Source organism: Cryptosporangium japonicum (assembly GCF_039524755.1).
GTDB lineage: Bacteria > Actinomycetota > Actinomycetes > Mycobacteriales > Cryptosporangiaceae > Cryptosporangium > Cryptosporangium japonicum.
The window spans coordinates 218,219-242,855 of record NZ_BAAAGX010000033.1 but is presented as its reverse complement, the minus strand read 5'-3'; the positions used below and the strand labels follow the sequence as shown (position 1 = coordinate 242,855).

The 24,637-nt window shown below is 72.5% G+C and carries 22 protein-coding genes; 13 read left to right on the top strand and 9 right to left on the bottom strand.

Going from position 1 to position 24,637, the window contains the following annotated elements; all coding sequences use genetic code 11:
• Nucleotides 1-35 precede the first annotated feature (35 nt).
• Complete coding sequence (locus ABD437_RS36675; protein ID WP_344653561.1) at nucleotides 36-401, bottom strand: ArsR/SmtB family transcription factor; 366 nt, start codon at nucleotides 399-401, stop codon at nucleotides 36-38.
• 80 nt (nucleotides 402-481) lie between these two features.
• On the opposite strand from ABD437_RS36675, the gene ABD437_RS36670 reads away from it, so the two are divergent.
• Entirely contained in the window at nucleotides 482-1,714 is a 1,233-nt protein-coding gene (locus ABD437_RS36670) for an MFS transporter (RefSeq protein WP_344653560.1), read from the top strand.
• Here ABD437_RS36670 and ABD437_RS36665 read toward each other — a convergent pair.
• Together ABD437_RS36665 and ABD437_RS36660 are read right to left on the bottom strand one after the other, a co-directional pair.
• Entirely contained in the window at nucleotides 1,669-2,454 is a 786-nt protein-coding gene (locus tag ABD437_RS36665) for a hypothetical protein (protein WP_344653559.1), read from the bottom strand. The genes ABD437_RS36670 and ABD437_RS36665 overlap by 46 nt on opposite strands.
• Before the next feature lie 66 nt (nucleotides 2,455-2,520).
• Nucleotides 2,521-3,096, bottom strand: coding sequence for a TetR family transcriptional regulator (locus ABD437_RS36660; protein WP_344653558.1), 576 nt, complete (start codon nucleotides 3,094-3,096; stop codon nucleotides 2,521-2,523).
• 83 nt (nucleotides 3,097-3,179) lie between these two features.
• Here ABD437_RS36660 and ABD437_RS36655 point away from each other — a divergent pair, with 83 nt between their 5' ends.
• Complete coding sequence (locus ABD437_RS36655; RefSeq protein ID WP_344653557.1) at nucleotides 3,180-3,761, top strand: cupin domain-containing protein; 582 nt, start codon at nucleotides 3,180-3,182, stop codon at nucleotides 3,759-3,761.
• A gap of 45 nt (nucleotides 3,762-3,806) precedes the next feature.
• Here ABD437_RS36655 and ABD437_RS36650 read toward each other — a convergent pair whose 3' ends face one another.
• Complete coding sequence (locus ABD437_RS36650; protein ID WP_344653556.1) at nucleotides 3,807-4,595, bottom strand: SDR family NAD(P)-dependent oxidoreductase; 789 nt, start codon at nucleotides 4,593-4,595, stop codon at nucleotides 3,807-3,809.
• Nucleotides 4,596-4,728: 133 nt separating this feature from the next.
• Between ABD437_RS36650 and ABD437_RS36645 the strand changes: the two genes are divergently transcribed.
• The 4 genes from ABD437_RS36645 (at nucleotide 4,729) to ABD437_RS36630 (ending at nucleotide 9,145) form a co-directional block, all read left to right on the top strand.
• Nucleotides 4,729-5,655: an SDR family oxidoreductase gene (locus tag ABD437_RS36645; RefSeq protein WP_344653713.1), complete on the top strand. Its 927-nt coding sequence runs from the start codon at nucleotides 4,729-4,731 to the stop codon at nucleotides 5,653-5,655.
• Between the two features lie 9 nt (nucleotides 5,656-5,664).
• Nucleotides 5,665-6,516: a helix-turn-helix transcriptional regulator gene (locus ABD437_RS36640; RefSeq protein ID WP_344653712.1), complete on the top strand. Its 852-nt coding sequence runs from the start codon at nucleotides 5,665-5,667 to the stop codon at nucleotides 6,514-6,516.
• Between the two features lie 269 nt (nucleotides 6,517-6,785).
• Nucleotides 6,786-7,910, top strand: a complete 1,125-nt coding sequence (locus ABD437_RS36635; protein WP_344653555.1) for a HesA/MoeB/ThiF family protein — start codon at nucleotides 6,786-6,788, stop codon at nucleotides 7,908-7,910.
• On the top strand, nucleotides 7,907-9,145 hold the full coding sequence (locus ABD437_RS36630) for a M50 family metallopeptidase (RefSeq protein WP_344653554.1): 1,239 nt from the start codon (nucleotides 7,907-7,909) through the stop codon (nucleotides 9,143-9,145). Before ABD437_RS36635 ends, ABD437_RS36630 begins: the two co-directional genes overlap by 4 nt.
• 289 nt (nucleotides 9,146-9,434) lie before the next feature.
• Here ABD437_RS36630 and ABD437_RS36625 read toward each other — a convergent pair whose 3' ends face one another.
• The gene (locus tag ABD437_RS36625; protein WP_344653553.1) at nucleotides 9,435-10,085 is read right to left on the bottom strand and encodes a response regulator transcription factor; all 651 of its coding nucleotides are present in this window, start codon (nucleotides 10,083-10,085) and stop codon (nucleotides 9,435-9,437) included.
• Entirely contained in the window at nucleotides 10,082-10,624 is a 543-nt protein-coding gene (locus tag ABD437_RS36620) for a sensor histidine kinase (RefSeq protein WP_344653552.1), read from the bottom strand. The genes ABD437_RS36625 and ABD437_RS36620 overlap by 4 nt, the downstream gene beginning before the upstream one ends.
• A gap of 12 nt (nucleotides 10,625-10,636) precedes the next feature.
• Between ABD437_RS36620 and ABD437_RS36615 the strand changes: the two genes are divergently transcribed.
• Complete coding sequence (locus tag ABD437_RS36615; RefSeq protein WP_344653551.1) at nucleotides 10,637-11,008, top strand: hypothetical protein; 372 nt, start codon at nucleotides 10,637-10,639, stop codon at nucleotides 11,006-11,008.
• A 26-nt stretch (nucleotides 11,009-11,034) separates the two neighbouring features.
• Here the strand turns inward: ABD437_RS36615 and ctaD are convergent, their stop codons facing one another.
• Entirely contained in the window at nucleotides 11,035-12,825 is a 1,791-nt protein-coding gene (gene ctaD, locus ABD437_RS36610; RefSeq protein ID WP_344653550.1) for an aa3-type cytochrome oxidase subunit I, read from the bottom strand.
• A 330-nt stretch (nucleotides 12,826-13,155) separates the two neighbouring features.
• On the opposite strand from ctaD, the gene ABD437_RS36605 reads away from it, so the two are divergent.
• Both ABD437_RS36605 and ABD437_RS36600 read left to right on the top strand, forming a co-directional pair.
• Complete coding sequence (locus ABD437_RS36605; protein ID WP_344653549.1) at nucleotides 13,156-13,992, top strand: SigB/SigF/SigG family RNA polymerase sigma factor; 837 nt, start codon at nucleotides 13,156-13,158, stop codon at nucleotides 13,990-13,992.
• Between the two features lie 14 nt (nucleotides 13,993-14,006).
• Complete coding sequence (locus tag ABD437_RS36600) at nucleotides 14,007-14,171, top strand: hypothetical protein (protein WP_344653548.1); 165 nt, start codon at nucleotides 14,007-14,009, stop codon at nucleotides 14,169-14,171.
• Nucleotides 14,172-14,226: 55 nt separating this feature from the next.
• On the opposite strand, the gene ABD437_RS36595 is transcribed toward ABD437_RS36600, so the two are convergent.
• Nucleotides 14,227-16,620: a tetratricopeptide repeat protein gene (locus ABD437_RS36595; protein WP_344653547.1), complete on the bottom strand. Its 2,394-nt coding sequence runs from the start codon at nucleotides 16,618-16,620 to the stop codon at nucleotides 14,227-14,229.
• A 541-nt stretch (nucleotides 16,621-17,161) separates the two neighbouring features.
• Here ABD437_RS36595 and ABD437_RS36590 point away from each other — a divergent pair.
• From ABD437_RS36590 to ABD437_RS36575, 4 genes are all read left to right on the top strand, one after another.
• On the top strand, nucleotides 17,162-18,373 hold the full coding sequence (locus tag ABD437_RS36590; RefSeq protein WP_344653711.1) for an MFS transporter: 1,212 nt from the start codon (nucleotides 17,162-17,164) through the stop codon (nucleotides 18,371-18,373).
• 112 nt (nucleotides 18,374-18,485) lie between these two features.
• Complete coding sequence (locus ABD437_RS36585) at nucleotides 18,486-18,653, top strand: hypothetical protein (RefSeq protein ID WP_344653546.1); 168 nt, start codon at nucleotides 18,486-18,488, stop codon at nucleotides 18,651-18,653.
• Nucleotides 18,654-18,722: 69 nt separating this feature from the next.
• Nucleotides 18,723-21,011 (top strand): putative bifunctional diguanylate cyclase/phosphodiesterase, encoded by a 2,289-nt coding sequence (locus tag ABD437_RS36580; protein ID WP_344653545.1) that lies wholly within the window; start codon nucleotides 18,723-18,725, stop codon nucleotides 21,009-21,011.
• 74 nt (nucleotides 21,012-21,085) lie between these two features.
• Nucleotides 21,086-23,221 carry an MMPL family transporter gene (locus ABD437_RS36575; protein ID WP_344653544.1) on the top strand — a complete coding sequence of 712 codons (2,136 nt, stop codon included), beginning with the start codon at nucleotides 21,086-21,088 and terminating at the stop codon, nucleotides 23,219-23,221.
• Nucleotides 23,222-23,279: 58 nt separating this feature from the next.
• On the opposite strand, the gene ABD437_RS36570 is transcribed toward ABD437_RS36575, so the two are convergent.
• On the bottom strand, nucleotides 23,280-24,632 hold the full coding sequence (locus tag ABD437_RS36570; RefSeq protein ID WP_344653543.1) for a HAMP domain-containing sensor histidine kinase: 1,353 nt from the start codon (nucleotides 24,630-24,632) through the stop codon (nucleotides 23,280-23,282).
• Nucleotides 24,633-24,637 lie beyond the last annotated feature (5 nt).

The window sequence follows — 24,637 nt, the reverse complement described above, 5'->3', positions numbered from 1 at the left end:
ATCGTGCCCGATCGGCCGCGGCGCCTTCTCTCGCCCTATCCGATCGCGGACAGCGGGGTCGGGTCGGCGGGCGACGGGTCGCTCCCGGTGGCCGCGAGGACGGAGGCGAGCAGGCCCGGGAAGCGTGCTTCCAGCTCGTCGGTGCGCAGGCTGACCAGGCGTTCCCGGCCGTGCGCGATGTTCCGGATGATGCCGGCCTCGCGCAGCGTCTTGAGGTAGTGCGAGCGCGTGGACTTCGGGATCTCCCCGCCGAGCGTCTGGCAGCCCACGGTCTCCACCGGCCCGTCGGCGAGCTGCCGGACGATCGCCAGCCGCGACGGATCGCTCAACGCGAACAGCACGTCGGTGAGGACGAAGTCGGCCGGCTCTGGGTGCGTCAGCTCACGCGTGGACTCGGGCATGGTTCCAGAATACTTGAACAGTGACCGAGCGCGGCGTACGGTTCGATCCGTTCGAGAAAAGTGGAACTATTGGAGGGACCATGCGTTCGACACGGCACACGCTGGGCTTCTGGCTGGTCGCCGCGACTCTGTTCATGATCATGGTCGCCGCCAGCGCCCCGTCGCCGTTGTACGTCGTCTACCAGGCCCGATGGCACTTCTCGACGCTCATGCTGACGGTGGTCTTCGCCGTCTACGTGGTGGCGCTGCTGGCCGCACTGGTCACCGTCGGGCGGCTCTCCGACCACCTCGGGCGCCGGCCGGTGCTGCTGGCGAGCCTGGTGGTCGAAGCGGTCGGGATGGCGGTGTTCCTCTCCGCCGACGGGCTCGGCGGCCTGCTGCTCGCGCGCGTGATCCAGGGTCTGGCCACCGGCGCCGCCACCGGGACGATCAGCGCCGCGCTCGTCGACCTGCTACCACCGGGTCGGGCCCGGCTCGGCGCGATCCTGAACAGCGCGGCGCCGCTGACCGGGTTGGCGTTCGGCGCGCTGGCCTCCGGGTTGCTGGTGCAGTACGTGTCCGCGCCGGAGACCGTGGTGTTCGCCGGCCTGACGATCGCGTTCCTCCTGCTGACGGTCCTCGTGGTCGCGCTTCCGGAGACGATCGAACGGCGCCGGGGAGCGCTCGGCGCCCTCCGTCCGCGGCTCGGTGTGCCGCGCGAGGCCAGGGCGACGTTCCTCGCGACCTCGCCGGTGCTGCTCGCGACCTGGGCGATGGGTGGCCTCTACCTCTCACTCGGCGCCTCGCTGACGTCAGGCGTCCTCGGTGTGGAGAACCACGTCGTCGCCGGGCTCGTCGTCTCGGTCCTCGCGGGCGCGGGCGCGGTCGCGGGCGTCGTCGCCAGTGACCGTGCGCCCGCGCGGGTGATGACGGTCGGCGCCGCGCTCCTCGCGATCGGCACCGTCGGCTCGCTGATCGCGCTGGTCGACGGGTCGACGGTCGGGTTCTTCGCCGGGTCCGCGGTGGCCGGGCTGGGCTTCGGCTCCGGCTTCCTGGGCGCGCTGCGGTCCCTGGCGCCGCTGGCGGCACCGGCCGAGCGCGGTGGCCTGTTCGGCGCGATCTACACGGTGTCGTACCTGGGGTTCAGCGTGCCCGCGGTGATCGCCGGTGTGCTCGTCCCGCGGGTCGGTCTGCGCGAGACCGCGGTCGGCTACGGCCTGGTCGTGATCGCGCTCGCCCTGACCGTCGTCGTCCCCCGCGTGCTCCGGATCCGCCGCCCGGTCCGCGATCAGCGGAGCGCCGGGTCGCCGGGGAGGGCCAGGGCGGTCAGCTGACCCGCCATTCCGGTGGCCCGAAGGATCTCGTCGACCTCGCCGTCGCTGGTGTCGAAGTCGCAGCGGCTCAGGTCGAGCCGGCGCAGCCGGGGGAAGCGGCTCGGGGTGAGTTCTTCCAACTGGAGTACGGGGCAGGCCACGCCGAAGACGTCCGTCGGGACGTCCAACCGCAGCGACTCCAGCGCCGGCGCGGCGGTCGGGACGAGGGATCCGTCCGAGAGCGGAACGCCGCGCACCGTCAGCGAGGTCAGCGTGTCGCTGCGGATGTCGTCGAACAGCAGTGCACCGCCGACCGTCAGCGTCCGCAGGGCGGGAAGCGCCTCCCACAGGCCGTTGCGCGAGTCGTGCACGAAGCCCTCGTGCAGCCGGTCCAGGGGGTCGAACTTCGCGCCGGTCGAGGTGGTGGCCGGAGCGTAGAGGTAGGTGAAGTCGTGCCCGAAGGTCAGCGACGTGAGGCGGTCGCGGGGGACGGTCGCGATGGCCTCGGCCGCCCGTCGGGCCGAGTGATGGTAGTCGGTGAGGTGCAGCTCCAACTCCCGTAGTCCGGCCGTCGCCGGATCGGTGAGCAGCGCCTCGATCAGCACCGATTCCCACTGTTCGGCATCGCTCGGGTCGGCACCCAGCTGCTCCACCAGCTCCCGCCGGCGGGCCGCCGAGTCGGGCGCCAGCCGGAACACCGCCGCGCCGGTGTCGTCCAGCCGCCAGGATCCGTCCGCCAGTAAGGCCTGTACGTCGCTCACCCGCGACACCTTAGAAGAGACCACGCCGCCACCACCGGCACCCTTCTTCCGATCGCGTTCGCCGAGCTACCGGGCCAGGCTGGCTGCGGCGCGGGGGATGCGGTCGAGTTCGCGGCGGCCGAGGTCGGCGAAGTCGCGACAGGTCGGGCTCGCGGCCCAGTGTTCGTAGGCCGCGCCGAACGCCGCGGCGCCGGCCAGGCCGGCCAGTTCGGCCGTTTCGGCGGCGACGTCGCGATCCTGCAGCGCGTCGGTGATCGTCCGGGCCAGCGCGGCGCGCTTGAGTACGGCGCGCTCGTGCAGGGTCGCCGAGGACGTGATCAGGCGTTGACGGGTCGCGGCGTGGCGGTGACGGTCGGCGTCGAAGACGGGGGCGACGGCGAGGATCGCGACGCGCACGAGTTCGAGCGGCGAGGCGCTGGCCGGGCCGTCCGCGATGGCGTGCCGGAACGTGGTGGCGATCAGGTCCTGGCCCCAGAACAGCACCTCGGGCTTGTCGGGGAAGTGACGGAAGAACGTCGCCTTGGTCAGTCCGGCGCGGCCGGCGATCTCGGCCGTCGACACCGCCTCGAACCCGCGCTCAGTGAACAACTCGAGGGCGGCTTCTTCCAGCCGTGCGTGCGCGTCCGGTTGCCAGCGGGCCATGCCCCCACTCTAGCGGTGCGATGCGACTCGGTCTCATCGCGATGTACGGTGATGAGACTAAGACTCATCAAGGAGTGAGAATCGTGACCGATCCCAGAACAGTTCGCCGGGTCGTCACCGGGCACGACAGTGCGGGCCGGTCCCGGGTGGTCGACGACCGGAACGTGGAGGCGATCACCTCGGCGCTGATGCCGGGCTTCGTCGCCTACCAGCTGTGGGGGCGAGATGAGCCGCCCGCGTTCCCGGACGACGGGTCGCCCAGTGACGTCGAGACGTGGTTCCCTCCGCGGGAGGGGTCGCGGTTTCTGATCATCACGCACGGTCCGGAAGGGCTGGCGCCACCGCCGGGCGTGGACACCGCCGCGGCTACCGCTGAGCTGGAGCGGCAGATGCCCGGCGTGTTGGCGTCGATGGAGCCCGACGGTTCCGGGATGCACGTCACCGACACGATGGACTACCTGCTGGTCGTGCGGGGCGAAGCCACGCTGGAACTCGACGACGGCGAGCGGGCCGTGTTGCGGCCCGGCGACGTGGTCGTCCAGAACGGCACCCGGCACGTGTGGCGCAACTACGGCACCGAGCCCTGCACCGTCGTCGCTGTCGCGGTCGGTGCGGACCGCAGGCCACCCCGAACGGAGAACGCCGATGTCGGCGTGAGGTCGTGATCCTCGCGGTCGGGTCGGCCTGGGACGCACCCGAGTAGCGGCGCGTCACCACCGAGGCGACGTCAACTCCTCGCTGAGCTTCCACAGGCGGGCGCGAGCGTCGTGGTCGTAGGCCTGGGGATCGGCGCGTGTCTCGCGTTGCCGGTCGTAGAACTTCCCGGTCACGTGGGTCAGCTCGTCGCTGGTGGCCAGCCGGACGGTCGCCGCGACACCGGTTTCCAGGCGGTCGACCGAGCGGTGGCCCGGCACCATCTTGGTCGGCATGAGGGTGGCCGGGTGCAGGCTGTTCACGGTGACCTCGGTGGCGTCGACCCGGCCGGCCAGTTCGAAGCCGGCCATGATCTGCGCCAGCTTCGATTGGCCGTAGGCGCGCAGGCCGGTGTATCCGCGCTCGATCATCGGGTCGTCGAAGTCCACCGGCGACTGGCTGAGCGAGGCCACGAATAGGATCCGCGCCGGCGCCGATCGGCGCAGCAGCGGCAACAGCTCCCGGGCGAGCAGGAAGCCGGCCAGGTGGTTGACCGCGAAGTGCAACTCGTGGCCGTCCGCGCTCACCTGGCGCTGCGCGTCGGGCGACCCGATGCCGGCGTTGCTGATGAAGACGTCGAGCCGGTCGGTCGCCGCCGATACCTCGGCGGCCAGCCTGTGTACCTGACTCAGCTCGGCGAGGTCGGCCAGGACCGTGATCGGTGACCGGCCGACCTCGGCGGCGACCTCGTCGAGACGGGCCCGGTTCCGGCCGTGCAGGATCAGGTCGTGGCCCTGCCGGGCCAGGTGGTGCGCGACCGCGCGGCCCAGCCCGTCGGTCGCGCCGGTGATGAAAATGTTCGCCATGTAATCGATACTACTCCAGATAATCGATTATCTGACGGCAAGGCGCAGCCATGCCATGGCGGAGCATGGTTGCCCGTCGCGGACCGCGTCACGGTGGAGGAAATCTCTCCGATCGAGGTGCGTTGTGAACGATGTGTTCAACTCAGGGGACCTGGCCGGACGGCGCGCGCTGGTGACCGGCGCGAGCGGCGGCCTGGGCCTCGTTCTCGCCTCTCGGCTGGCCTCCCGGGGCGCCGACGTGATCCTCGCCGCGCGCGACTCCGGCCGGGGTGAGGCCGCGCTCAGCCGGATCCGGTCCGACGTTCCGGGGGCCCACGTCGCGCTGCGTGTGGTCGATCTCGCGTCGTTGGCCTCGGTGACGGCGGCGACCGACGAACTGCGCGCCGAGGGGCGGCCGATCAACCTGCTGATCAACAACGCGGGCGTGATGACGCCGGCTACCCGCCACGTCACGGCGGACGGCTTCGAGCTCCAGTTCGGCACGAACCACCTGGGGCACGTCGCTCTCACCGCTCGTCTTCTGCCGTTGCTCAGCGCCGGCCGGGCCCGGGTCACGACCGTCACCAGCAGCGCCGCCCGCCAGGCGAAGATCAACTGGGCGGACCTGCAGAGCACGCGCGCGTACTCGCCGATTCGCGCGTACGGGCAGTCGAAGCTGGCCAATCTCCTGTTCGCGCTCGAGCTCGATCGGCGCAGCCGGGACGCCGGCTGGGGCATCGTCAGCAACGCGGCGCATCCGGGCACCACGCTGACCGGGTTGTACGCAGCCGGACCGAACCTGGGACGCACGAAGCCCGCTCCCCACGCCGCGGTGATGACTCGCCTGGCCCGCTGGGGCGTCCTGGTGCACGGGGTGGAGCAGGGCATCCGTCCCGTCCTCCACGCGGCGACGGATCCCGGGGCCCGCGGTGGTCGCCTGTTCGGGCCGGACGGCCTGGGCCAGTTCACCGGGGCGCCGACCGAGCTCGCGATCTACCGCTCGGCCCGGGACTCGGCCGAGGCCGCCGAGCTCTGGAACCGCTCCGTCGAGGCCACGGGCCTCGAGTTCGCCACACTCTGAGAGGAGCACCTGGTGGATCGTGCACGCTTCGCCGACTATCTGCGGACCCGCCGCGGCGCCCGGCAACCGGAGGAGGTCGGCCTGCCCCGCGGGGCTCGGCGCCGCCGGACCCGGGGCCTGCGCCGGGAGGAGGTCGCGCGGCTGAGCGACATCTCGGTCGACTACTACACGCGGCTCGAGCAACCACGCGGTCCGCAGCCGTCGGTCTCGGTCCTCGGCGCGCTGTCCCGGACGCTGGGTCTCACGCTCGACGAGCGAGACCACCTCTACCGACTCGCCGGCCATCCGGCGCCGCCCCGATCGAGGGACGCCGACGTGGTCCAGGCCGGCATGATGCGCATCTTCGACGCCTTGCCGGACGCCGCGGTGCAGGTCGTCACGCAGCTGGGGGAGACCCTGATGCAGACCGACCTGTCCGCGGCGCTGGTGGGCGACGAAAGCGTGTACACCGGTCGCTCGCGGAGCCTGCACTACCGGTGGTTCACCGACCTGGCGTCCCGTCGGCTGTACGTTCCGGAGGACCGGGCGGCGCAGAGCCGGCTCATCGTGGCGGATCTGCTGGCGTCCTACACCCGCGACGGCGCCGAGTCACGCGTCGGTGCGGTGGTGCGGTCCCTGCTGGAGGAGAGTCCGGAGTTCGCCGACCTGTGGCAGGAACACCCGGTCGCCGGACCGTACTGTGGCCCGGTACGCCTGAGCCATCCACGGGTCGGCCGGCTCGAGCTGCACTGCCAGCGACTGATCGATCCCGACCAGTCCCAGCAGCTGGTCGTGTACACGGCGGCTCCGGGCACCGAGAGCCACGAGAAGATGCGGTTGCTGTCGGTCGTCGGCGGTCAGGACGTCTACGCCGCCGTGTGACGGCCCGCTCCGGAGCGAAGACCGGCGGGCCCACTCGGGACCAGGCGCGGTTGATCGACGCTTTCCTCGACGTCGCCCGGAACGGTGACCCGCCGCCCTGGCCGAGATCGCGCGGTAGGGGCAGGCCTGGTCGTCCAACCGAAACCATCGAAGCCCGCAACTGACCCCAATGGTTCACATCCGTACCAATCAGTCCGAAGTAGATTGACAACGAAATATCCCTCCATTGAGGATGGTGGCGTTGGGTTGCCGGACTCCACGGGGGAGCCATGCAGCGTCCACGCATCAAGCCGGAGCTCTCGGCGAATCGCATCTCCGACGGCCGGATCCGGCTCGGCGGTCACATCTACGGTGTCGCGGCCGAGGTGGACGACCCGACCGGCGCGGTGTGGACGCTGCTGGAGAGCATGGACGGCAACCGGAACGTCGAGCAGATCGTCAGCCGGGTCCGGGCGGCTCACCCCACCGAGTCCGAGGAGTCGGTGCGGGCCGGGCTCGGCACCTTCGTCGGCTCCGGGTACGTGGAGGACCTCGGCGCACCCGACCCGCCCGAGCTGACCGCGCTCGACAAGGACCGCTACTCCCGCAGCCGCGCCTATTTCCGCTGGCTGGACACCACGTCCCGGGTGCGTAGCTGGGAACCGCAGGTGGCGCTGAGCCGGGCCCGGATCACGCTGATCGGTCTGGGCGGAACCGGTGGCACGGCGGCCATGGCGCTGGCCGCCAGCGGAGTGGCCCGGCTCAACTGCGTCGATCCGGACGTCGTGGAGCTGTCGAACCTCAACCGCCAGGTGCTCTACGGCGAGGCGGACATCGGCCGTCCCAAGGTGGAGGCGGCGGCCGACCGGCTCGCTCAGCTGAACTCGGCCGTCGACGTGGTCACGTTCCCGGAGCGTGTCACCGGCACGGCCGACGTCGAGCGGCTCGTCGCGGACTGCGACGTGCTGGTGCTCTCGGCCGATCGTCCGACGGCTCTGCGCCGGTGGACGAACCGCGCCTGTCTGGCCACCGGCACGCCCTGGGTGGACGCCGGCTACCACGGTCCGATGGTGCAGGTGGGTCGGTACGTACCCGGCGTCGGTGCGTGCTGGGAGTGCATCCGGACCGTCGACACCGACCACTACCGCGAGATCGACGTGAACCTCCGGGACGCCGAGCCGCGGAACGAGGCCGTGGCCGACGCGGTCGCCGCCCCCACCGCGGGCATCTCCGGGTATCTCGCGGCCCACCACGCGATCGCGCTGATCACGGGCGTCCCCTCGCTCCCCGCCGGCCGGATCGACGCGCTGAACCTGCTCGCGCCGGAGGCGACGTTCGTCCGGGACGATCCGCGGCGGCCGGACTGTCCCGCCTGTGGGACTCCCGACGGCGCCCGGAACGGGGCCGGGGGATGAGCGCGCCGACGGTGGTGAGCAGCGCGTCGCGGGTCCGGCTGCACCACCTCCACCTGCGCGAGGACGACGGATCGTGGATCGTCGGGCGGGTCGAGACCGGGGACTTCATCGCGATCCCGCCGGTCGGGCGCCGCGCGCTCACGCTCCTCCCGGACCACACGGTCGCCGAGGTCCAGACCCGTCTCCACGACGAGACCGGCGACGAGGTGGACGTCGTCGACTTCGTGTCGTCGCTGGTCGAGATCGGGTTCGTCGCCGAGGTCGACGGCACCGACGTGAACTCGGGCCCGGTTCCCCGGTCGATGCTCGCCCGGCTGCGCCCGGAGCACGTCCGGTGGCTGCTGCACCCGGCGGCGGCGCTGGCCTGCGCTCTCGTGGTGCTGGTGGCGCTGGCCGCGCTCGCGTTCGATCCCGGTCTGGTGCCCGAGCCGCACGACCTGCTCTGGAGCGAGCTCGGCTTCGCGGTGCTGCTCGGCAACCTGGCCATCGTCTGGACGTTGATCCTGCTCCACGAACTCGCGCACCTGTTCGTCGCCCGCGCGGCCGGCGCACCCGGACGGATGAGCCTGGGTACCCGGTTGCAGTTCCTGGCGGCGCAGACCGACGTCAGCGGGGTGTGGGCCGCGCCGCGCCGGGCCCGCTTCAGCGTCTACCTGGCCGGCATCGTCGCGAACCTGGTCGTCGCCGCCATCGCCGTGCTGGTCCGCGCGGCCGGCGTCGCCGGGCGTCCCGGTGAGGTGCTCGCCGCGGTGGCGTTGTTGTCGGTCAGCCTGATCCCGGCCCAGTTCCTGGTGTTCATGCGCACCGATCTCTACTTCGTCCTCCAGGACGCGGCCGGGTGCGCGAACCTGTACGCCGACGGCTCCGCCTACGCCCGCTACCTGGCCGGGCGCGTGGTGCGCCGGCGGACCGCGGCGGACGACCCGAGCCGCCGGCTGTCCGGCCGGGAGCGCACCGCCGTCCGGTGGTACACCGTGGTGCTGGTGGTGGGCACGATCGTCTGCCTCGCCGTCGAGATCCTGGTGACGCTGCCGGTGGCGATCGCCCTGTTCACCTCGGCCGTCGACACGGCGCTGACCGGGGGGACCAGCACCCAGCTCCTCGACGCGGGCGCGGTGGCCGTCACCACCGTCCTCTTCTTCGTCCTGTGGACCCGCGCCTGGTGGCGGACACACGGGTCCCAGGTCCGCCGAGGAATGAGCCGTCTCCGCGGCTCCGGCATCGGAGGGAGGTGAACGGCCATGAAGAAGACCGAGACGAACAAGGTCGAGACGGTCGAGCCGAGCAAGCTCGGCAAGATCGAGATCCGGAAGCTCGACAAGATCGAGACGACCTCCGTCAACAGCAACCCGTCCGGCTGACCGACGCGGGCGCGGGTGCCGCCGATCGTCGGTACCCGCGCCGGCGCGCCTCGGACCGAGGCCGACGAGCGCCAGGTTCGTGCCGTCCGGGGCGCGACGGCCTGGTCCGGCCGCCCCCGACACCGCCGCGTCACTCGACGACCCGGCCCGACGTCCACCGCCGTCAGCGCTGTTCCGGGCGGGCCGTGCACCCCAGCTGCTGGGCCAGTAGGCCGGCCTGGGTGCGGTTGGCGCAGGCCAGCTTGAGCATCAGGCGGGAGACGTAGCCCTTCACGGTGGCCTCGGCCAGGAACAGGTGCGCGCCGATCTGCGCGTTGGACATCCCGCTCCCGAGGCACGCCAGCACCTGCGTCTCCCGCTCGGTGAGCCCGTCGACGACCGCTCGGGTGCGTTCCCGCTCGCCGGCCCCGTCGAGCAGCCGCCGGGTCGCCACCGGGGAGAGCACCGTGTGGCCGTCGGCGGCCACGCGCACCAGCCCGATCAGATCCTCCGGCGGCGTCGACTTGACCAGGAACCCGGCCGCGCCGGCGCGCAGGGCGCGGGTCACGTAGTGGTCGGCGTCGAACGTCGTCAGGACGACGATCACCGGCGGCGACGCCAGGCGGCCGAGCCGTTCGATCGCCACCAGGCCGTCCACGCCGGGCATCCGCAGGTCCATCAGCACGACGTCGGGGCGGTGCCGGATCACCGCCTCGACCGCGGCCGCGCCGTCGTGGGCCTGGTCGACGACCTCGAGGTCCGGCGCCGAGTCGAGGATCGTCCGCAGATGCCCGCAGACCATCGGCTCGTCGTCCACCACCAGCACCCGGATCATGCCGGTAACCGGGCCTCGAGCAGGAATCCGCCGCCGTCGCACGGCCCGGAGTCCAGCGAACCCCCCAGCAGTTCGACGCGCTCGCGGAGGCCGAGCAGCCCGGTGCCCGACCCCACCAGGGCCGGATCCGGCGTCGACGCGGCCGGTCCGTTGCGGACGCTCACCCGGACGCCGTCCGGGCCGTAGCCGAGCGTCACGGTCGCCGCGGCGCCGGGCGCGTGCTTGCGGACGTTCGTCAGCCCTTCCTGGACGACCCGGTACGCGGCCCGCCCCACCACCGCCGGAACCCGGCCCGGATCGCCGTCCTCGACCAGCACGGCACGCACGCCGGACTCGGTCACCAACGCGGACAGCCGGCCGGGTGGCGCCTCACCGACCTCGGCCGCGGCGAGCAGCGTGGCCGGCGGCTCGCGCAGCAGCCCGATCACCTCACGCAACTCGGTCAGCGCCTGCGCGCCGGTCTCCCGGATCGCGTCGGCGGCGGCCTGGGTTTGCGGCTGCTCGGCGCTGACCCGCAGCGCCCCGGCCTGCAGCACCATCAGGCTCACCCGGTGCGTGACCAGGTCGTGGATCTCGGCGGCCAGCGCCGACCGCTCCTCCGCCCGGGCCTGTTCGGCCAGCAGGTGACGCTCCCGCTCGGCCCGCTCGGCCCGCTCGGTGCGCGCCGCCGGAACAGCATCGCCGCGGCGAGAGCGCACTGGACGACGAGCGTCCACCCGCCGAACCCACGCCACGGCGGCGGCGAGCCCCGCGCCAGCAGCGCGGCGACGATCACGGCCGCGGCCCAGGCGCTGTACACCGAGAGTCGGGACAGCGGGCCGATCCACCTGCTGTCCCCGTCGGCCGGTGCGGTCGTCCTGAGCCTCTGGGTCGCCGGCCTGCTGGCCGTCGGCGGCGCGGTCCTCCTCCGCCGGGACGCCTGAGCTCCACCCCCGTCTTCACCGGTGGCCTATTCGGCGGCCCCGCCCCGCTCGTCGGTGCTCGGCGGGTCGCCTTCGGTGCGTTTGCGTTCGGCCGCCTGGTCGAGCGTGATGCCGATCGTGTCCGGCCCGGACCGGTAGGCGGTCTCCTCGCCGACCTCCCGCTGTCGATCGGAGGTCAGCTTGCCGTAGTGCGCGTCGAAAGCCGGCCGCTCGGAACGGATCCGGGGGAGCGCGACGAAGTTGTGCCGTGGCGGGGGACAGGAGGTGGCCCATTCCAGCGAGTTGCCGAACCCCCAGGGGTCCTCGACCTCCACCGTGCGGCCGAGCCGGTAGGAGATCCAGATGTTCCACAGGAACGGCAGGAAGGAGATGCCGAGCAGGAACGCGCCGACGCTGGAGATCGTGTGCATGAGCGTGAAGTCGTCCGCCACCAGGTAGTCGGCGTACCGGCGCGGCATGCCCTGGTTTCCCAGCCAGTGGTGCACCAGGAACGTCGTGTGGAAGCCGACGAACGTCAGCCAGAAATGCCACTTGGCCAGCCGCTCGTTCAGCATCCGGCCGGTGGCCTTCGGGAACCAGAAGTAGATTCCGCCGAACGCCGCGAACACGATCGTGCCGAACAGGACGTAGTGGAAGTGCCCCACGACGAAATACGAATCGTGGACGTGGAAGTCGACCGGCGGACTCGCCAGCAGCACCCCGGTGAGTCCGCCGAACAGGAACGTCACCAGGAATCCGATCGCGAACAGCATCGGCGACTCGAACGTGAGCTGTCCGCGCCACATGGTGCCGATCCAGTTGAAGAACTTCAGCCCGGTCGGGATCGCGATCAGATACGAGAGGAAGCTGAAGAACGGCAGCAGTACCGCGCCGGTGGCGAACATGTGGTGCGCCCACACCGTCATCGACAGCGCGCAGATGGCGATCGACGCGCCGACGAACCCCTTGTAGCCGAAGACCGGTTTGCGGGAGAAGACCGGGATGATCTCGGTGATGATGCCGAAGAACGGCAGCGCCACGATGTAGACCTCGGGATGGCCGAAGAACCAGAACAGGTGCAGCCACAGGATCGGCCCTCCGGTGGAGGAGTCGTAGACGTGGGCGTCGAGGTGCCGGTCGGCGAGCAGGCCGAACAGCGCGGCGGTGAAGATCGGGAACGCCACCAGCACCAGCACGGTGGTGACGAGCATCGTCCAGGCGAAGATCGGGAGCCGCCACATCGTCATCCCGGGCGCGCGCATCGTCAGGATCGTCGTCACGACGTTCACCGAGCCGAGGATCGTGCCGAGCCCGGTGAGCGCCAGGCCGACGATCCAGAGGTCGGCCCCCGCGCCGGGTGAGTTCTGGTAGTTGCTCAGCGGCACGGTGGCGAACCAGCCGAAGTCCGGATACCCGCTCGGGGTGAGCAGGCCGGAGATCACCACCAGCCCACCGAGCAGGTAGAGCCAGTACGCCAGCGCGTTCAGGCGGGGGAAGGCGACGTCGGGCGCGCCGATCATGAGCGGGATCAGGAAGTTCGCGAAGCCGAACACGATCGGGGTGGCGAACAGCAGCATCATGATCGTGCCGTGCATCGTGACGAGCTGGTTGTACTGCTCGTTGGAGAGGAACTGCAGGCCGGGGCGGGCCAGCTCACCCCGCATGATCAGGGCCATCACGCCGCCGACGGCGAAGAAGCCGAGCGAGCTGGCGATGTAGAGCATCCCGATCTGCTTGGCGTCGGTCGTGCGTAACACGCTCGCGAGGAAGCTCCCGCGGCGCTGTCGGTTGACCGGGAAGGCCTGGGTGGGTGTGGGCCGGGTGGGCGCGGTCGTCATCGTGGCGAGGCCTTCCAGTGTGGACCGGCAGCGGGTGCGGGCCGTTTCCCCCGCGAGACCGGCCTCAAACCTGGAGGTGCCGGCCACATGATGAAGCGCGTCGCTCTGCGCGGCGGAGAGCTTCGGCGGCGTCGAGCGTGAACACGTCGATGTACCGGGCGGGGCGCTCGACCGCCGGCGCGCCCCACATGGTGCTCTCCTCGCCCGGTCGAAGTTTTTCCGTCGGTTCGGCATAGGTGGCGGCTGAGAGGGGATCAGCCGATCGGGGTCCGGCGACGAGCAGCCGACCCCGTTCCGGCGGTCAGGCAGCGGCCATGGGACACCGTCCGTATGGGAGTCACCGCATTGGTCACCTCGACCTGCACGGCACCGACAACCGATCCCGTGCTGTCCGGTCCGGACGAACCGGACTACAGCCGCTACGAAACCGTGGCTCCGCTGTTTCGCCAACTGGCGGCGTGCGATTCCGACGAGGCTCGTCGGCACGCGCTGATCAAAGAACTGACGCTGATCCACCTACCGCTGGCCCGTAACCTCGCCACCCGCTACGCCAATCGGGGCCAACCCCGCGAGGATCTGCTCCAGGTCGCCCGGGTCGGGTTGCTGCAGTCGATCCACCGCTTCGATCCCGGCCGCGGCTCGGAATTCCTCAGCTTCGCGGTCCCCACCATCACCGGATCCCTTCGTCGGCACTTCCGGGACCAGGGATGGGACGTCAAGGTGCCGCGTGGGTTGCAGGAGCTCCGCGCCAGAATCCAGTCCGCCGTCGCGGAACTCTCGCAGCGCACCGGGCGGAGCCCGACCGCGAGCGAACTGGCCACCCATGTGATGGCGCCGCGCGAGGAGGTCCTCGCCGCTCTCCGGGCCGGTGAGGCCTACAACGCCTCGTCGCTCGACGCGCCGCTGAGCGCTGACGGCTCGGGGACGACGGTGGGCGACAACCTCGGCGGCCTCGACCGGCGGTTCGAGGGAGTCGACAATCACGAGGCGCTCAAGCCGCTGCTCGCCGCCCTTCCTGACCGGGACCGCGAGATTCTGAAGCTGCGCTTCGTGGACGAGTTCACGCAAACCCAGATCGCGGAGAGAATCGGCGTCTCGCAGATGCACGTCTCCCGTTTGCTGAACCAGATCGTCTCGCGCCTACGCGTCGGCATGCTCGCTGACTGACCGACAGGCGCACCGTGCGCGCGGAAGGACCGTCCGTCTGCTCACCGCGTTCGATCGTCGGGGAGGCGGGGCCGCTCCCGAAGGCCCGGCGCGCCGCGCTGGCCGCGGACGAACCCGGACGGCCTCCGTGGATCGCCGCCGCGCTGGACCGGCTGGCGAGCGCGGCCGCCGGCCGGTGAACGCCCAGGCGGGCAGCTCGAACAACTCCAGCGGCTTCGCGTCGGCGGGAGGCACCTACGTCCGGCCGGTGCGACCGTGGCCGGACGAACCGCCGGGTGCGTCGGTCGGCCGGCTCAGCTCGGCCAGCGCGGTGACGGCCCGCTGCTGCTCGTCCGGGTTGTCGATCTCCAGTGCGAGCGCCAGCGCCGTCCGGTGGCATTCGGCGGCCTCGTCCTCCCGGCCCAGGCCGGCCAGTGCCCGGCCCAGGCCGTTCAGCGCGCAGCACTCGCCGTAGCGCTCGCCCAGGTCCCGGAAGATCGGGAGCGCCTGCCGGTACCACTCGACCGAGCGGTCGAACTCGCCCAGGGCCAGGTGGCCGTCGCCGAGGTTGGTCAGGGCGGTCGCCTCGCCGCCGCGGTGCCGCAGCTTCCGGAAGAGGAGCAGGCCCTGCCCGCTGTACTCGACCGCCTCGGCCGGGTGACCCAGCTGGGCGTGCGCGGCGGCCAGGTTCGTCACCGTGTTGGCCTCGCCGACCCGGTCGCCGACCTGCCGGAACACCTCGAGCGCTCGGCGCTGGTACTCGGCCGCGAGGTCACCGCGCCCGCTCGTGCTGTAGACGACGCCCAGGTTGCCGAGCGCGCGTGCCTCCCCGCGCAGGTCACCGGCCGCGCGGTGCACGGCGAGCGCCTGCCGGAGGTGGGAGACCGCGGTGGGGTAGTCCCCGAGCTGCCACCACGCCATCCCCAGGTTCGTCAGCGCGACCGCTTCCGCGACCTCGTCGCCGAGCTGCCGGGCGGCGTCCCGGGCCCGGGTGTGGACGGTCACGGCGTCCGCCGGGTAGCCGCCGTTGTCGAGATAGGTGTAGATCGTCCCGGCCATCCGCACGACGTACTCCGCGCGGCCGGCGCGGGCCGCCTCCGTGCAGGCCGCGATCAGCGTCGTGCGCTCGCCGTCCAGCCACGCCCGCGCCCGGGTGGCGTCGGTGAACCCGAGATGGGTTGCGGGTGGCCGCGGCAGCTCCGGGCGGCGGTGACGCTCGGCGGGTGACAACGCGTTCATCGCCGCGGCCGCGGCGTGGAGCAGGTGATCGAAGAGGCGCGTCACCGCGTCGCGCCGGTCGGCCGGGCGCTCGTCGTCGCGGGCCCGCTCGGCCGCGTACGCCCGGACCAGGTCGTGCAGCACGTACCGCTCGGCGTCGGACCGCTGCACCAGGTGCTCCTCGACGAGGCCGCGGAGCACCGCGCCGGCCTCGTCCGGGCCGACGTCGAGCAGTGCCGCGCAGGCGTGGACGTCGAAGTCCGGCCCGGGATGGGCGGCCAGCCGCCGCAGCAGCGTCTGCCGTGGCGCCGGAAGGTGCTGGTACGACAAGTGCAGCGCCAGCTCGACGCCGGTCTCCAGCCGGCGGTCGCGGGACCGCTCGTCGAGCCGGTCGGCGTGATCGGTCACGGTCCAGCCCGGCCGGCCCACCAACTGCCCGGCGACGACGCTGAGCGCGAGCGGCAGCCGTCCGCACCGGGTCGCGAGCCGCTGGTACGCCGCGGGGTCGGCGCCGATCGCGAGACCGGGCGCGGCCGCGACCAGCAGGGCTTCGGCTTCCCCGGCGCTGAGCACGTCGAGGTCGAGCCGGACGTCCGCGTCGAGCCGGGAAAGCGTGCGCCGGGACGTGACGACGGTGACCGTCCCGCCGCCGGCGGGCAGCAGCGGGCGGAGCTGGTGCTCGTCGGCGGCGTTGTCGAGCACCAGCAGCGTGCGGGTGCCGGCGAGGAGCTCGGTGAACAGCGCGTGCTTCGCCTGGAGGGCAGTGGGGATGCGGTGGCCGGGGCGGCCCAGCAGGCGCAGGAACGCGTCGAGGACGGCGCCCGGCTCCGCCGGAGGCTGGGCCGGATCCGGGTGGAAACCACGGAGGTCGACGAAGAGCGTCGTCCCGAACCGCTGCTCGGCGGCGAGCCGGTGGCCGGCGTGGACCGCGAGCTGGGTCTTGCCGACCCCGGCCATCCCGGTGAGCAGGCAGACGAGCGGGGAGGCCCGCGCCGGCTCGGTGGGACGAGCGGCGGTGGTGAGCCGGGTCAGCTCCGCGTCCCGGCCGACGAAGCCCGGCACGTCGTCGGGCAGCCGGTCGAGGACACGCACCTGCGCCGCCGCCCGCGCCCCCGCGACCGTGGCGCGCAGGGCCTGCTGCCAGTGCACGAGGTACCCGGGCTCGGCGTGCAGCGACTCGACGATCTCGAGGACCAGCTCCTCGTCGACGCGGCGCCGGCCGGCCTTGAAGCAGTCCACGACGGTGCCGCGCCGGGCGCGTTCGTGCTCCGGACGGCCGTCGGTCTTCCGGCGGCCGTTGATCCGCCGGGTGATCGTCTCGTACGACGGGTCGCCGGCCCAGACCTTGAGCGCACGGAGGCACTCCGCCAGATCGTCGAGGCTGCGGGCCCGCCCCGGGTCGGGCAACCCGCCGGCTTCCGCCACGGCCATGCGTTCTCCCCTGTGGACGGTGCGAGGTCACCACTCTGTACGGACTCGTTTGGATTCCGCCACCCGGACGCGAGAACCGGGTCGGATGGCCCCTACCAGTCGATCTCGACGGGGAGGAGATCGCCGTGCCCGGCACCGAGTGGGAGTGACCGATCGACGCGTTCCTTCGCACGCTCCACGGGGAGGTGACCTCGCATGCAGATCATCGAGTGGGACTGACCACCTGGTTCGCCCCGGCCGGGAGAGGAGACGCCCGTGCGCATCACCGAGTGGGAATGACCAGCCAGTTCGGCCTCGCCCCGGGAAGGAGGTGGACCATGCGCGGCGTCGAATGGGACTGACCCGGCACGCGTCCACCGTCCACGACGCAGGAAGGAGACCGCCCATGCGCGTCACCGACTGGGACTGACCCGGCATCCGTGTCCACCGTCCGCGACCCGGAAGAGGAGATCGCCCATGCGTGGCACCGACTGGGAGTGACACCGACCCCGGGTGGCGGAGTGCCCTCCGCCGCCCGGCCACCGTTCTCGAAAGGGTGACCATGCCCGGCGACCGGCGGGCCACCGTCCTGCGCGACGCCGAGTTCCGGGGGCTCTGGCTGGCCCAGACGCTCTCGCGCCTCGGCGACCAGCTCGCCCGCGTCGCGCTCACCGTGCTGGCGTTCCAGACGACCGGGTCGGCGCTGGCCGCGGCCGCCGCCTACGCGGTGACGATGCTGCCGTGGCTGATCGGCGGCCCGCTGCTGGGCTGGATCGGCGACCGCTACCCGCGCCGCGCGGTGCTGATCACCTGCGACCTCGCCGGCGCCGCGCTGATCGCGCTGATGGCGCTGCCGGGGCTCCCGCTGCCCGCGCTCTACGTCCTGCTGTTCGTGGCCACGCTGCTCGGCGTGCCGTTCACCGCGGCCCGCTCGGCGCTGGTGCGCGACGTCTTCCCGGACGACGACCGCTACGCGTCCGCGACCGCCATCGGCGCGGTGTCGGGACAGTTCGCGCAGGTCGCCGGCTTCGCGGCCGGCGGGCTGCTGGCCGCGGCGACCACGCCCCGCCAGGCCCTGCTGCTCGACGCGCTGACGTTCCTCGTCTCGGCCCTGCTCGTGCGCCGGAGCGTGGCCGACCGGCCGGCCGCCGCCGCGGGTCCGCCGCGGCCCGGGGAGCGTCGCGCGCTCGCCGGTGTCCGGCTGGTGTTCGGCGACGCACGCCTGCGTCGGCTCACCGGCTACGCCTGGCTGGCGACGTTCCACACGGTGCCGGCCGGGGTCGTCGCCCCGTACGCGGCCGGCTTCGGCGGCGGTGCCCGCACGATCGGGTTCCTCCTCGCCTGCGCCGCGTCGGGGACCGCGCTGGCGATGGTCGGGCTGAGCCGGTGGGTCTCGGCCGAACGTCGGTCACGCCTGCTGGAGCCGCTGGCGGTGCTGGCCGGCGTGCCCCTGGCCCTCTGCGCGCTGGCGCCGGGGCCGGTGCTCACCGGCGTTCTCTGGGCGGTCTCGGGCGCCGGCGCCGCGTACCAGCTCGCCGCGAACGTCGCGTTCGTCCGCGCGGTGCCCGACGACTCCCGCGCGCAGGCGTTCGCGCTGGTCGCCGCCGGTCTGGTCGCCGGTCAGGGCGCCGGGGTGCTGCTCGCCGGCGCTCTCACCGCGGTGATGCCGAGCCACCTGGTGGTCGCCGGCGCCGGCCTGCTGGCGACGCTCGGGGCGCTGGCGCTCTGGTCCGCGAAGCAACCGGCCACCGTGACGGCCGCGCCCACGCGGTGACGCCGCGTCCGCGTCCGAAGAGGAACGGCGTTCGCGGGTGGAGCCTGTCCCGGCCGAGGCTAGCTCGGAGCGGTGCTGGTTCCCGTCGTGACGACCGGCCAGCATGCGTCTCATGACCGAGACACGTGGCCGTACCGGTGGCGACCCCGACGAGGTGTTCTGCGCGGCGATGGAGGCGCGCGTCTGCGAGCTGGTGCTCGCCGAGCGTCGCCACGGGCTCGTCGTCTCTCGAACCGTACGGACGTACGGGTCCGACGGGCGCGCCGACCGGAGCCGCTGACCGCGGGCGCCGCCCAACCTGGGCGCGGACCGGCTAACAAGTGCACCCGGGCTGCCGAACAGGTTGGAGATGTTGACCTGGATCCGGACCGGCCGGGCGTCCGCGGCGAGTGTGCTCGCCTGCGCGCTCCTGCTCGTGGTGCAGCAGGCCTGGTTCGTCGGCCGATGGCACGGTCCGCAGGTCAGCGCGCTCGTCACCGACGCCACGTACCTGCCGCTCGCGGTCGTCTTCACCGTGCTGGCCGCCCGGGTGGCCGTCTCGAAGCGCCAGGAGCGCCGGACCCGGCGCGCCTGGCGGGTGATCACCGCGGCGTTCGTCTGCCAGCTGGCCGCGCACTGCTCCTGGTTCGCGCAGGAACACCTCCTGCACACGACCGGCTATCCGTCGGCCGCCGACTACTTCTTCCTGCTCTTCTCGCCGTTCATGTTCGCCGGGCTGATGATGCTGCCCGGCCAGCACCGCAGCCACCGGCAGCGGCAGAAGCTCGCGCTCGACACGCTGATCGTCGGCGCCGGTGGGTTCATCGCGATCTGGTACCTGCTCCTCGGCCCGATCCTCAACGCCCCCGGTCTGACGGCGTGGGAGCGGGCGTTCACGGCCGCGTTGCCGATCGGCGACCTGCTGCTCGTCCTGGCCGTGTCGGCGGCCCTGCTGCGGCGCCACCAGTCGGAGACGCCGGCGCCGCTGCGGCTGCTCGCCGGGGCGATCGCGATGACCGTGGTCGCCGACGTCTCGTACAGCTGGATCCAGCTGCACGGTGGGTTCACCGGCGGTTCCTGGCCGGACCTGCTCTGGCTGGGCGGCTGTTTCCTGCTGGTGGTGGCGGCCGACCAGCAGTACCGCCGCCCGCGGCGGGCCACGCCGCGGCGCCGGGACCGCACTGTCGTCTTCGTGCTGCCGTACGCGGCCAGCGTCGGTGCCTATCTGCTGCTCGCCGAGCAGTCGTCGCACCTGCCGCTCGACCCCTACGGCGGCATGATCCTGGGCTCGGCGGTGCTCACCCTGCTGGTGATGGCGCGCCAGTTCCACGCGCTGCGTGACAACCGCGAGATGGCGGTCACCGACGGGCTGACCGGCCTGGCCAACCGCACCCTGATCGCCGAGCGCCTGGACCAGCTCGCCGGCCAGCCGATCCGTCCGGGCTCGCACACCGCGGTCATGCTCGTCGACCTCGACAGTTTCAAACCCATCAATGACACGTTCGGCCACGAAGCGGGCGACGCCGTGCTGGTGGCCACCGCCGACGCCCTGCGCACGGTGATCCGCGGCGGCGACCTGGCCGGGCGGCTCGGCGGCGACGAGTTCGTCGTCCTCATGCACGGCCTGCCGTCCCGGGAGACCGCGGGCACGATCGCCGCCCGCCTGCTGGAGGCGCTGCGCACGCCGGTGATCTTCGGCGAACACGTGCTGATGGTCGAGTCGAGCATCGGCGTCCTGGTCCGCGAGGATCCGGACGCCTCGGGGGAGACCCTGCTGCAGCAGGCCGACACCGCTCTCTACGCGGCGAAACGCGCCGGGCGCGGCCGGTTCGAGTACTACTCGGAGGAGCTGGACACCAAGGCCCGCGAGGCCGAGTTGCGCGGTGCCGTCGCCGCCGACGAGCTGGTGGTGTATTTCCAGCCCGCGGTCGCACTGGCCACCGGTGAACTGCGTGGCGTCGAGGCCCTGGTCCGCTGGAACCACCCGGTCCGCGGCCTGCTCGGCCCGGGCGCGTTCATCGAGCTGGCCGAGGAGACCGGCGCGGTGGTTCCGCTGGGCACCTGGGTGCTGCGTGCGGCCTGCCGGGAGGCGGCCGGCTGGCGCGCCGACACCCCCGCGGCCGACGAACTGCGGCTCTCGGTCAACCTGTCGCCGAAGCAGGTCGCGCAGGCCGATCTCGTGCGGACCGTCGAGAGCATCCTGGCCGAGACCGGATTCCCGCCGGACCGGCTGACGCTCGAGATCACCGAGAGCGTCATCCTGCGGCCCGATCCGCTGACCATCGGCCGCCTGGAGGCGCTGCGTGACCTCGGGATCGACCTGGCGGTCGACGACTTCGGCACCGGCTACTCGGCGCTGAGCTATCTGCGGAGCCTGCCGGTCTCGGTGCTGAAGATCGACCGGTCGTTCGTGACCGGGATCGCCGACGACCCGGAGGCCCGTTCGGTGTGCGAGGCGGTGGTGCACCTCGGTGGAGCGTTCCGGATGACGGTCGTGGCCGAGGGCATCGAGACGGCCGAGCAGGCCGCCGCCCTGATCGAGATGGGCTGCACGATCGGGCAGGGCTTCTATTTCCACCGGCCGCTCCCGCCGTCCGAGGCCGTGGCCCTGGTCCGCCGCGAGTTCAGCGCGGTGGGGCGGCGGCACCAGCCGTCTTAACGGTTGTCTCAGATTCGCTCGGTACCACATCGGTGTCAGACAACCGATGCAGTCCGCGCGTAGGAGGCACGTCAATGGCAGTCAACGCAGCGCCGACCGGGAAAGCGCCGGTCGGTCCGTGGGTGCCGTGGTTGGTGATCGGCTTGTGGGTGGCGCTGGCCGTGGTCATGGTGCCGCTCAGCGCGAAGTTGAGCTCGGTCACCACCGACCGCGCCGTCGACACCCTGCCGGCCGGCGCCGAGTCCACCAAGGTCGCGGTACTGGAGGACCGTCGCCCCGGCGGGGACGAGAACACGTTCGTCTTCGTGTACCACCGCGCCGGCGGCCTGACCGACGCCGACCGCGCGACGGTCCAGCGCCACTACGACGCCCTGGCCCGGCGGTACCTGCCCCGGACGACGTCGGCACCGGCCGACGAGGACGAGGGCCCACCGACGAGGCTCTCCGCCGACGGCGAAGCGATGATGTTCACCCTCGAGGTGAGCGCGGCCCGCGGCGCACCGGAGACCCTCGTCGGCCCGGTGCGTGACGCCGCGAAGGACCGCCCCGCCGGCCTGGAGCTCGACGTGACCGGGCCGGCCGCGATCGACGGCGACCTGGACGCCGTGTTCGACGGCATCGACCTGCAGGTGCTGCTCACCACCATCGTCGTCGTCACGCTCCTGCTCGTCCTCACCTACCGCAGCCCGGTGCTGTGGTTCGTCCCGCTGGTGGCCGTGGGCGCGGCCGCGCTGACCGCGATGGCGACGGTCTACCTGCTGGTCAAGGGCTTCGGCATCGTGATCAACGACCAGAACTCGGCGCTGCTGACGATCCTGGTGTTCGGCGTCGGCACGGACTACGCGCTGTTGCTCATCGCCCGCTACCGGGAGACCCTGCACCACCACGAGAACGTCCGGGTCGCGATGGTGCACGCACTGCGCAGCGCGGCGCCGGCCGTCGTCGCGTCCGCGGCCACCGTGGTCGCCGGCCTGCTCTGCCTGCTCGCCGCGGACCTGAACAGCACCAGCGGGCTGGGCCCGATCGGCGCGGCCGGCATCCTGTGCGCGCTGGTGGCCATGCTGACGCTGTTCCCGGCGCTGCTCGTGGTGCTCGGCCGGCGGATCTTCTGGCCGGCCATCCCGCGGTTCAGCACGGCCGTGGTCGAGAAGCCGGGGCTGTGGGGACGGCTCGGCGCCGCGATCAGCCGCCGCCGGTGGGTGGCGACGGTCGGCTCGCTCGGCATCCTCGCCGTGCTCGCCATCGGTCTGACCGGCAACACCGGCGCGCTGCGGACGGAAGACCAGTTCCTGTCCGCGCCGGATTCGGTCACCGGCTTCACCGTCCTGCGTCAGCACTTCCCGGAGCTCGGCGGCCAGCCGATGACGATCTTCACGCGCCCGGCCGAGCAGGAGCGGGTGCTCGACGTCGTCAAGAACACGCGCGGGGTGGCCGTGGTCGTCCCGGGTCGGACCGTCGACGGCTGGACCGACATCTCCGTCTTCCCGAAGGACGCACCGGACACCACCGCCGAGTACGACACGATCGAGCGGGTGCGCACCGCCGTGCACGCGGTGAGCGGGGCGGAGGCGGTCGTCGGCGGGCCGAGCGCGGAGCGCCTCGACACCGAGGTGACCACCGCCCGCGACCAGAAGCTGGTGATCCCGCTGGTGCTGGTCGTCGTCCTGATCGTCCTCGGGCTGCTGCTGCGCGCGGTCGTGGCGCCGCTGGTGCTGATGGCGACCGTGATCGTCTCGTTCGCCGCGGCCTTCGGCGGCAGCGTGTTCGTCTTCGACACGATCCTCGGGTTCCCGGGCATCGACTACGAGGTGCCGCTGCTGGCCTTCCTGTTCCTGGTGGCGCTCGGCGTCGACTACAACATCTTCCTGACCAGCCGGGCCCGGGAGGAGACCGTGCGTCTGGGCACCAGGGAGGGGATGCTCAAGGCCCTCTCGGCCACCGGTGGCGTCATCACCTCGGCCGGCCTGGTGCTGGCGGCCACGTTCGCGGTCCTCGTCACGCTTCCGTTGGTGATGCTGGTCGAGGTCGGGTTCCTGGTCGCCTTCGGCGTGCTGCTCGACGCCCTGCTGGTGCGGTCGGTGCTGGTGCCCGCCCTGACCCTGCTGATCGGCCGGCGGATGTGGTGGCCGAGCCGGCTGTCCCGGCCGACGGAACCGCGACACGGTCGACGGTCGCTCGCCGACGAGAAGGAGCCCGCGCTGCACCGGTGAGCGGCGGGACGATCCGGGGCGGGGCCGGCCCGTCCCGGATCGTCGCGCCCGGCCCCGGTTAGCGCGGTGCGACCGGGGCGGGCGAGGCCGCGGCCGGCAGGTCGACGCGGAGCAGAGCGCCGCCCCGCGCGGAGCGGGCGACGGTGGCGCGGCCGCCGTGCGCGTCGACGACCCGCTGCACGATCGAGAGCCCCAGACCGGATCCCGGCAACGCCCGGGCACCGGCGGCCCGGTAGAACCGGTCGAACACCCGCGGTACGTCGGCGGCGTCGATGCCCGGCCCGGCGTCGTCGACCTCGATCACCCCCGACGCACCCTCGGCCCGGAGCCGGACGTGCACCGGCCGACCCGGAGGAGACCACTTGCCGGCGTTGTCGACGAGGTTGAGCACCGCCCGCTGGAGCGCCGCGGGACGGCCGTTCACCCACACCGACGTCACCTCGAGCGTGACCTCGACGTCGGGCACGCGGGACCGCGCCCGGGTGACGGCGGCCACCACCACGTCGGCGAGGTCGAGCAGCTCGGTGCTCTCGTCGCTGACGTCGCCGCGCGCCAGGTCGGTCAGCTCGGCGGCGAGGGTGCTCAACTCGGCCACCTGGGCGCCGAGGTCGGTGAGCAGCCGCGTCCGGCTCTCCGCCGGCAGCGCGCTGTCCAGCGTGCCGCGCCGATCGAGCCGGATCAGCAGCTCGACGTTGAGGCGCAGGCTGGTGAGCGGGGTCTTGAGCTCGTGGGCGGCGTCCTCGGCGAGCAGCCGCTGGGCCTGCCGGGAGTCCCGGAGCGCGGCGAGCATGTCGTTTATCGACTGGACCAGCCGCCGGATCTCCCCACCGCCCTCGTCCGGGATGCCGGCGTCGAGATCCCGGGTACGCGCGACCCGGACCGCGGCGGCGGTCAGCCGGTCGATCGGGGCCAGGCCGGCCCGCGCCACGGCCCGCCCGACCAGGGCGCCACCGGCCACGCAGAGCAGCCCGATCAGCAGCATGCCGAACCCGAACTGGTTGATCGGGCTGTCGTCGGCGAGCCCGGCCACCTGGACCGCGCCGTCGCCGGCCCGCAGCGTGTAGACGACGTAGCCCTCCTCGTCGCCGTCGGTCGACTCCATCAGGTCGGCCGACGCACCCCGCGCCACCCGCCCGGCGGGCTCGCTGACCGGGGGCAGCGCGGGTTGGCCGGCCGGCGTCCGGGTGGAGCCGTCGGGCAGGACGATCCGCACCAGGCGGCCGGAGCCGGGGTACGGCGGCAGCGGGACCCGGGCCGGACCGGTGCGTTCCGCGCTCGTCGCCAGGACGCGGGCGTCGGCACGCAGCTGATCCTGGGCGGTGTCCCGCAGCTGCCCCTCCATGAGCTCGCTGGCCACCTGGAAGGCCACGAACACGCTGACCGCGATGGCCGTCGCCGCGATCACCGTCATCCGGG

Coding starts and splice junctions, on each gene's coding strand:
- ABD437_RS36675 (WP_344653561.1), bottom strand. CDS start 401: ATGCCCGAGTCCACGCGTGAGCTGACGCACCCAGAGCCGGCCGACTTC.
- ABD437_RS36670 (WP_344653560.1), top strand. CDS start 482: ATGCGTTCGACACGGCACACGCTGGGCTTCTGGCTGGTCGCCGCGACT.
- ABD437_RS36660 (WP_344653558.1), bottom strand. CDS start 3,096: ATGGCCCGCTGGCAACCGGACGCGCACGCACGGCTGGAAGAAGCCGCC.
- ABD437_RS36650 (WP_344653556.1), bottom strand. CDS start 4,595: ATGGCGAACATTTTCATCACCGGCGCGACCGACGGGCTGGGCCGCGCG.
- ABD437_RS36635 (WP_344653555.1), top strand. CDS start 6,786: ATGCAGCGTCCACGCATCAAGCCGGAGCTCTCGGCGAATCGCATCTCC.
- ABD437_RS36630 (WP_344653554.1), top strand. CDS start 7,907: ATGAGCGCGCCGACGGTGGTGAGCAGCGCGTCGCGGGTCCGGCTGCAC.
- ABD437_RS36625 (WP_344653553.1), bottom strand. CDS start 10,085: ATGATCCGGGTGCTGGTGGTGGACGACGAGCCGATGGTCTGCGGGCAT.
- ABD437_RS36620 (WP_344653552.1), bottom strand. CDS start 10,624: ATGGTGCTGCAGGCCGGGGCGCTGCGGGTCAGCGCCGAGCAGCCGCAA.
- ctaD (WP_344653550.1), bottom strand. CDS start 12,825: ATGACGACCGCGCCCACCCGGCCCACACCCACCCAGGCCTTCCCGGTC.
- ABD437_RS36605 (WP_344653549.1), top strand. CDS start 13,156: ATGGGAGTCACCGCATTGGTCACCTCGACCTGCACGGCACCGACAACC.
- ABD437_RS36595 (WP_344653547.1), bottom strand. CDS start 16,620: ATGGCCGTGGCGGAAGCCGGCGGGTTGCCCGACCCGGGGCGGGCCCGC.
- ABD437_RS36590 (WP_344653711.1), top strand. CDS start 17,162: ATGCCCGGCGACCGGCGGGCCACCGTCCTGCGCGACGCCGAGTTCCGG.
- ABD437_RS36585 (WP_344653546.1), top strand. CDS start 18,486: ATGACCGAGACACGTGGCCGTACCGGTGGCGACCCCGACGAGGTGTTC.
- ABD437_RS36580 (WP_344653545.1), top strand. CDS start 18,723: ATGTTGACCTGGATCCGGACCGGCCGGGCGTCCGCGGCGAGTGTGCTC.
- ABD437_RS36575 (WP_344653544.1), top strand. CDS start 21,086: ATGGCAGTCAACGCAGCGCCGACCGGGAAAGCGCCGGTCGGTCCGTGG.
- ABD437_RS36570 (WP_344653543.1), bottom strand. CDS start 24,632: ATGACGGTGATCGCGGCGACGGCCATCGCGGTCAGCGTGTTCGTGGCC.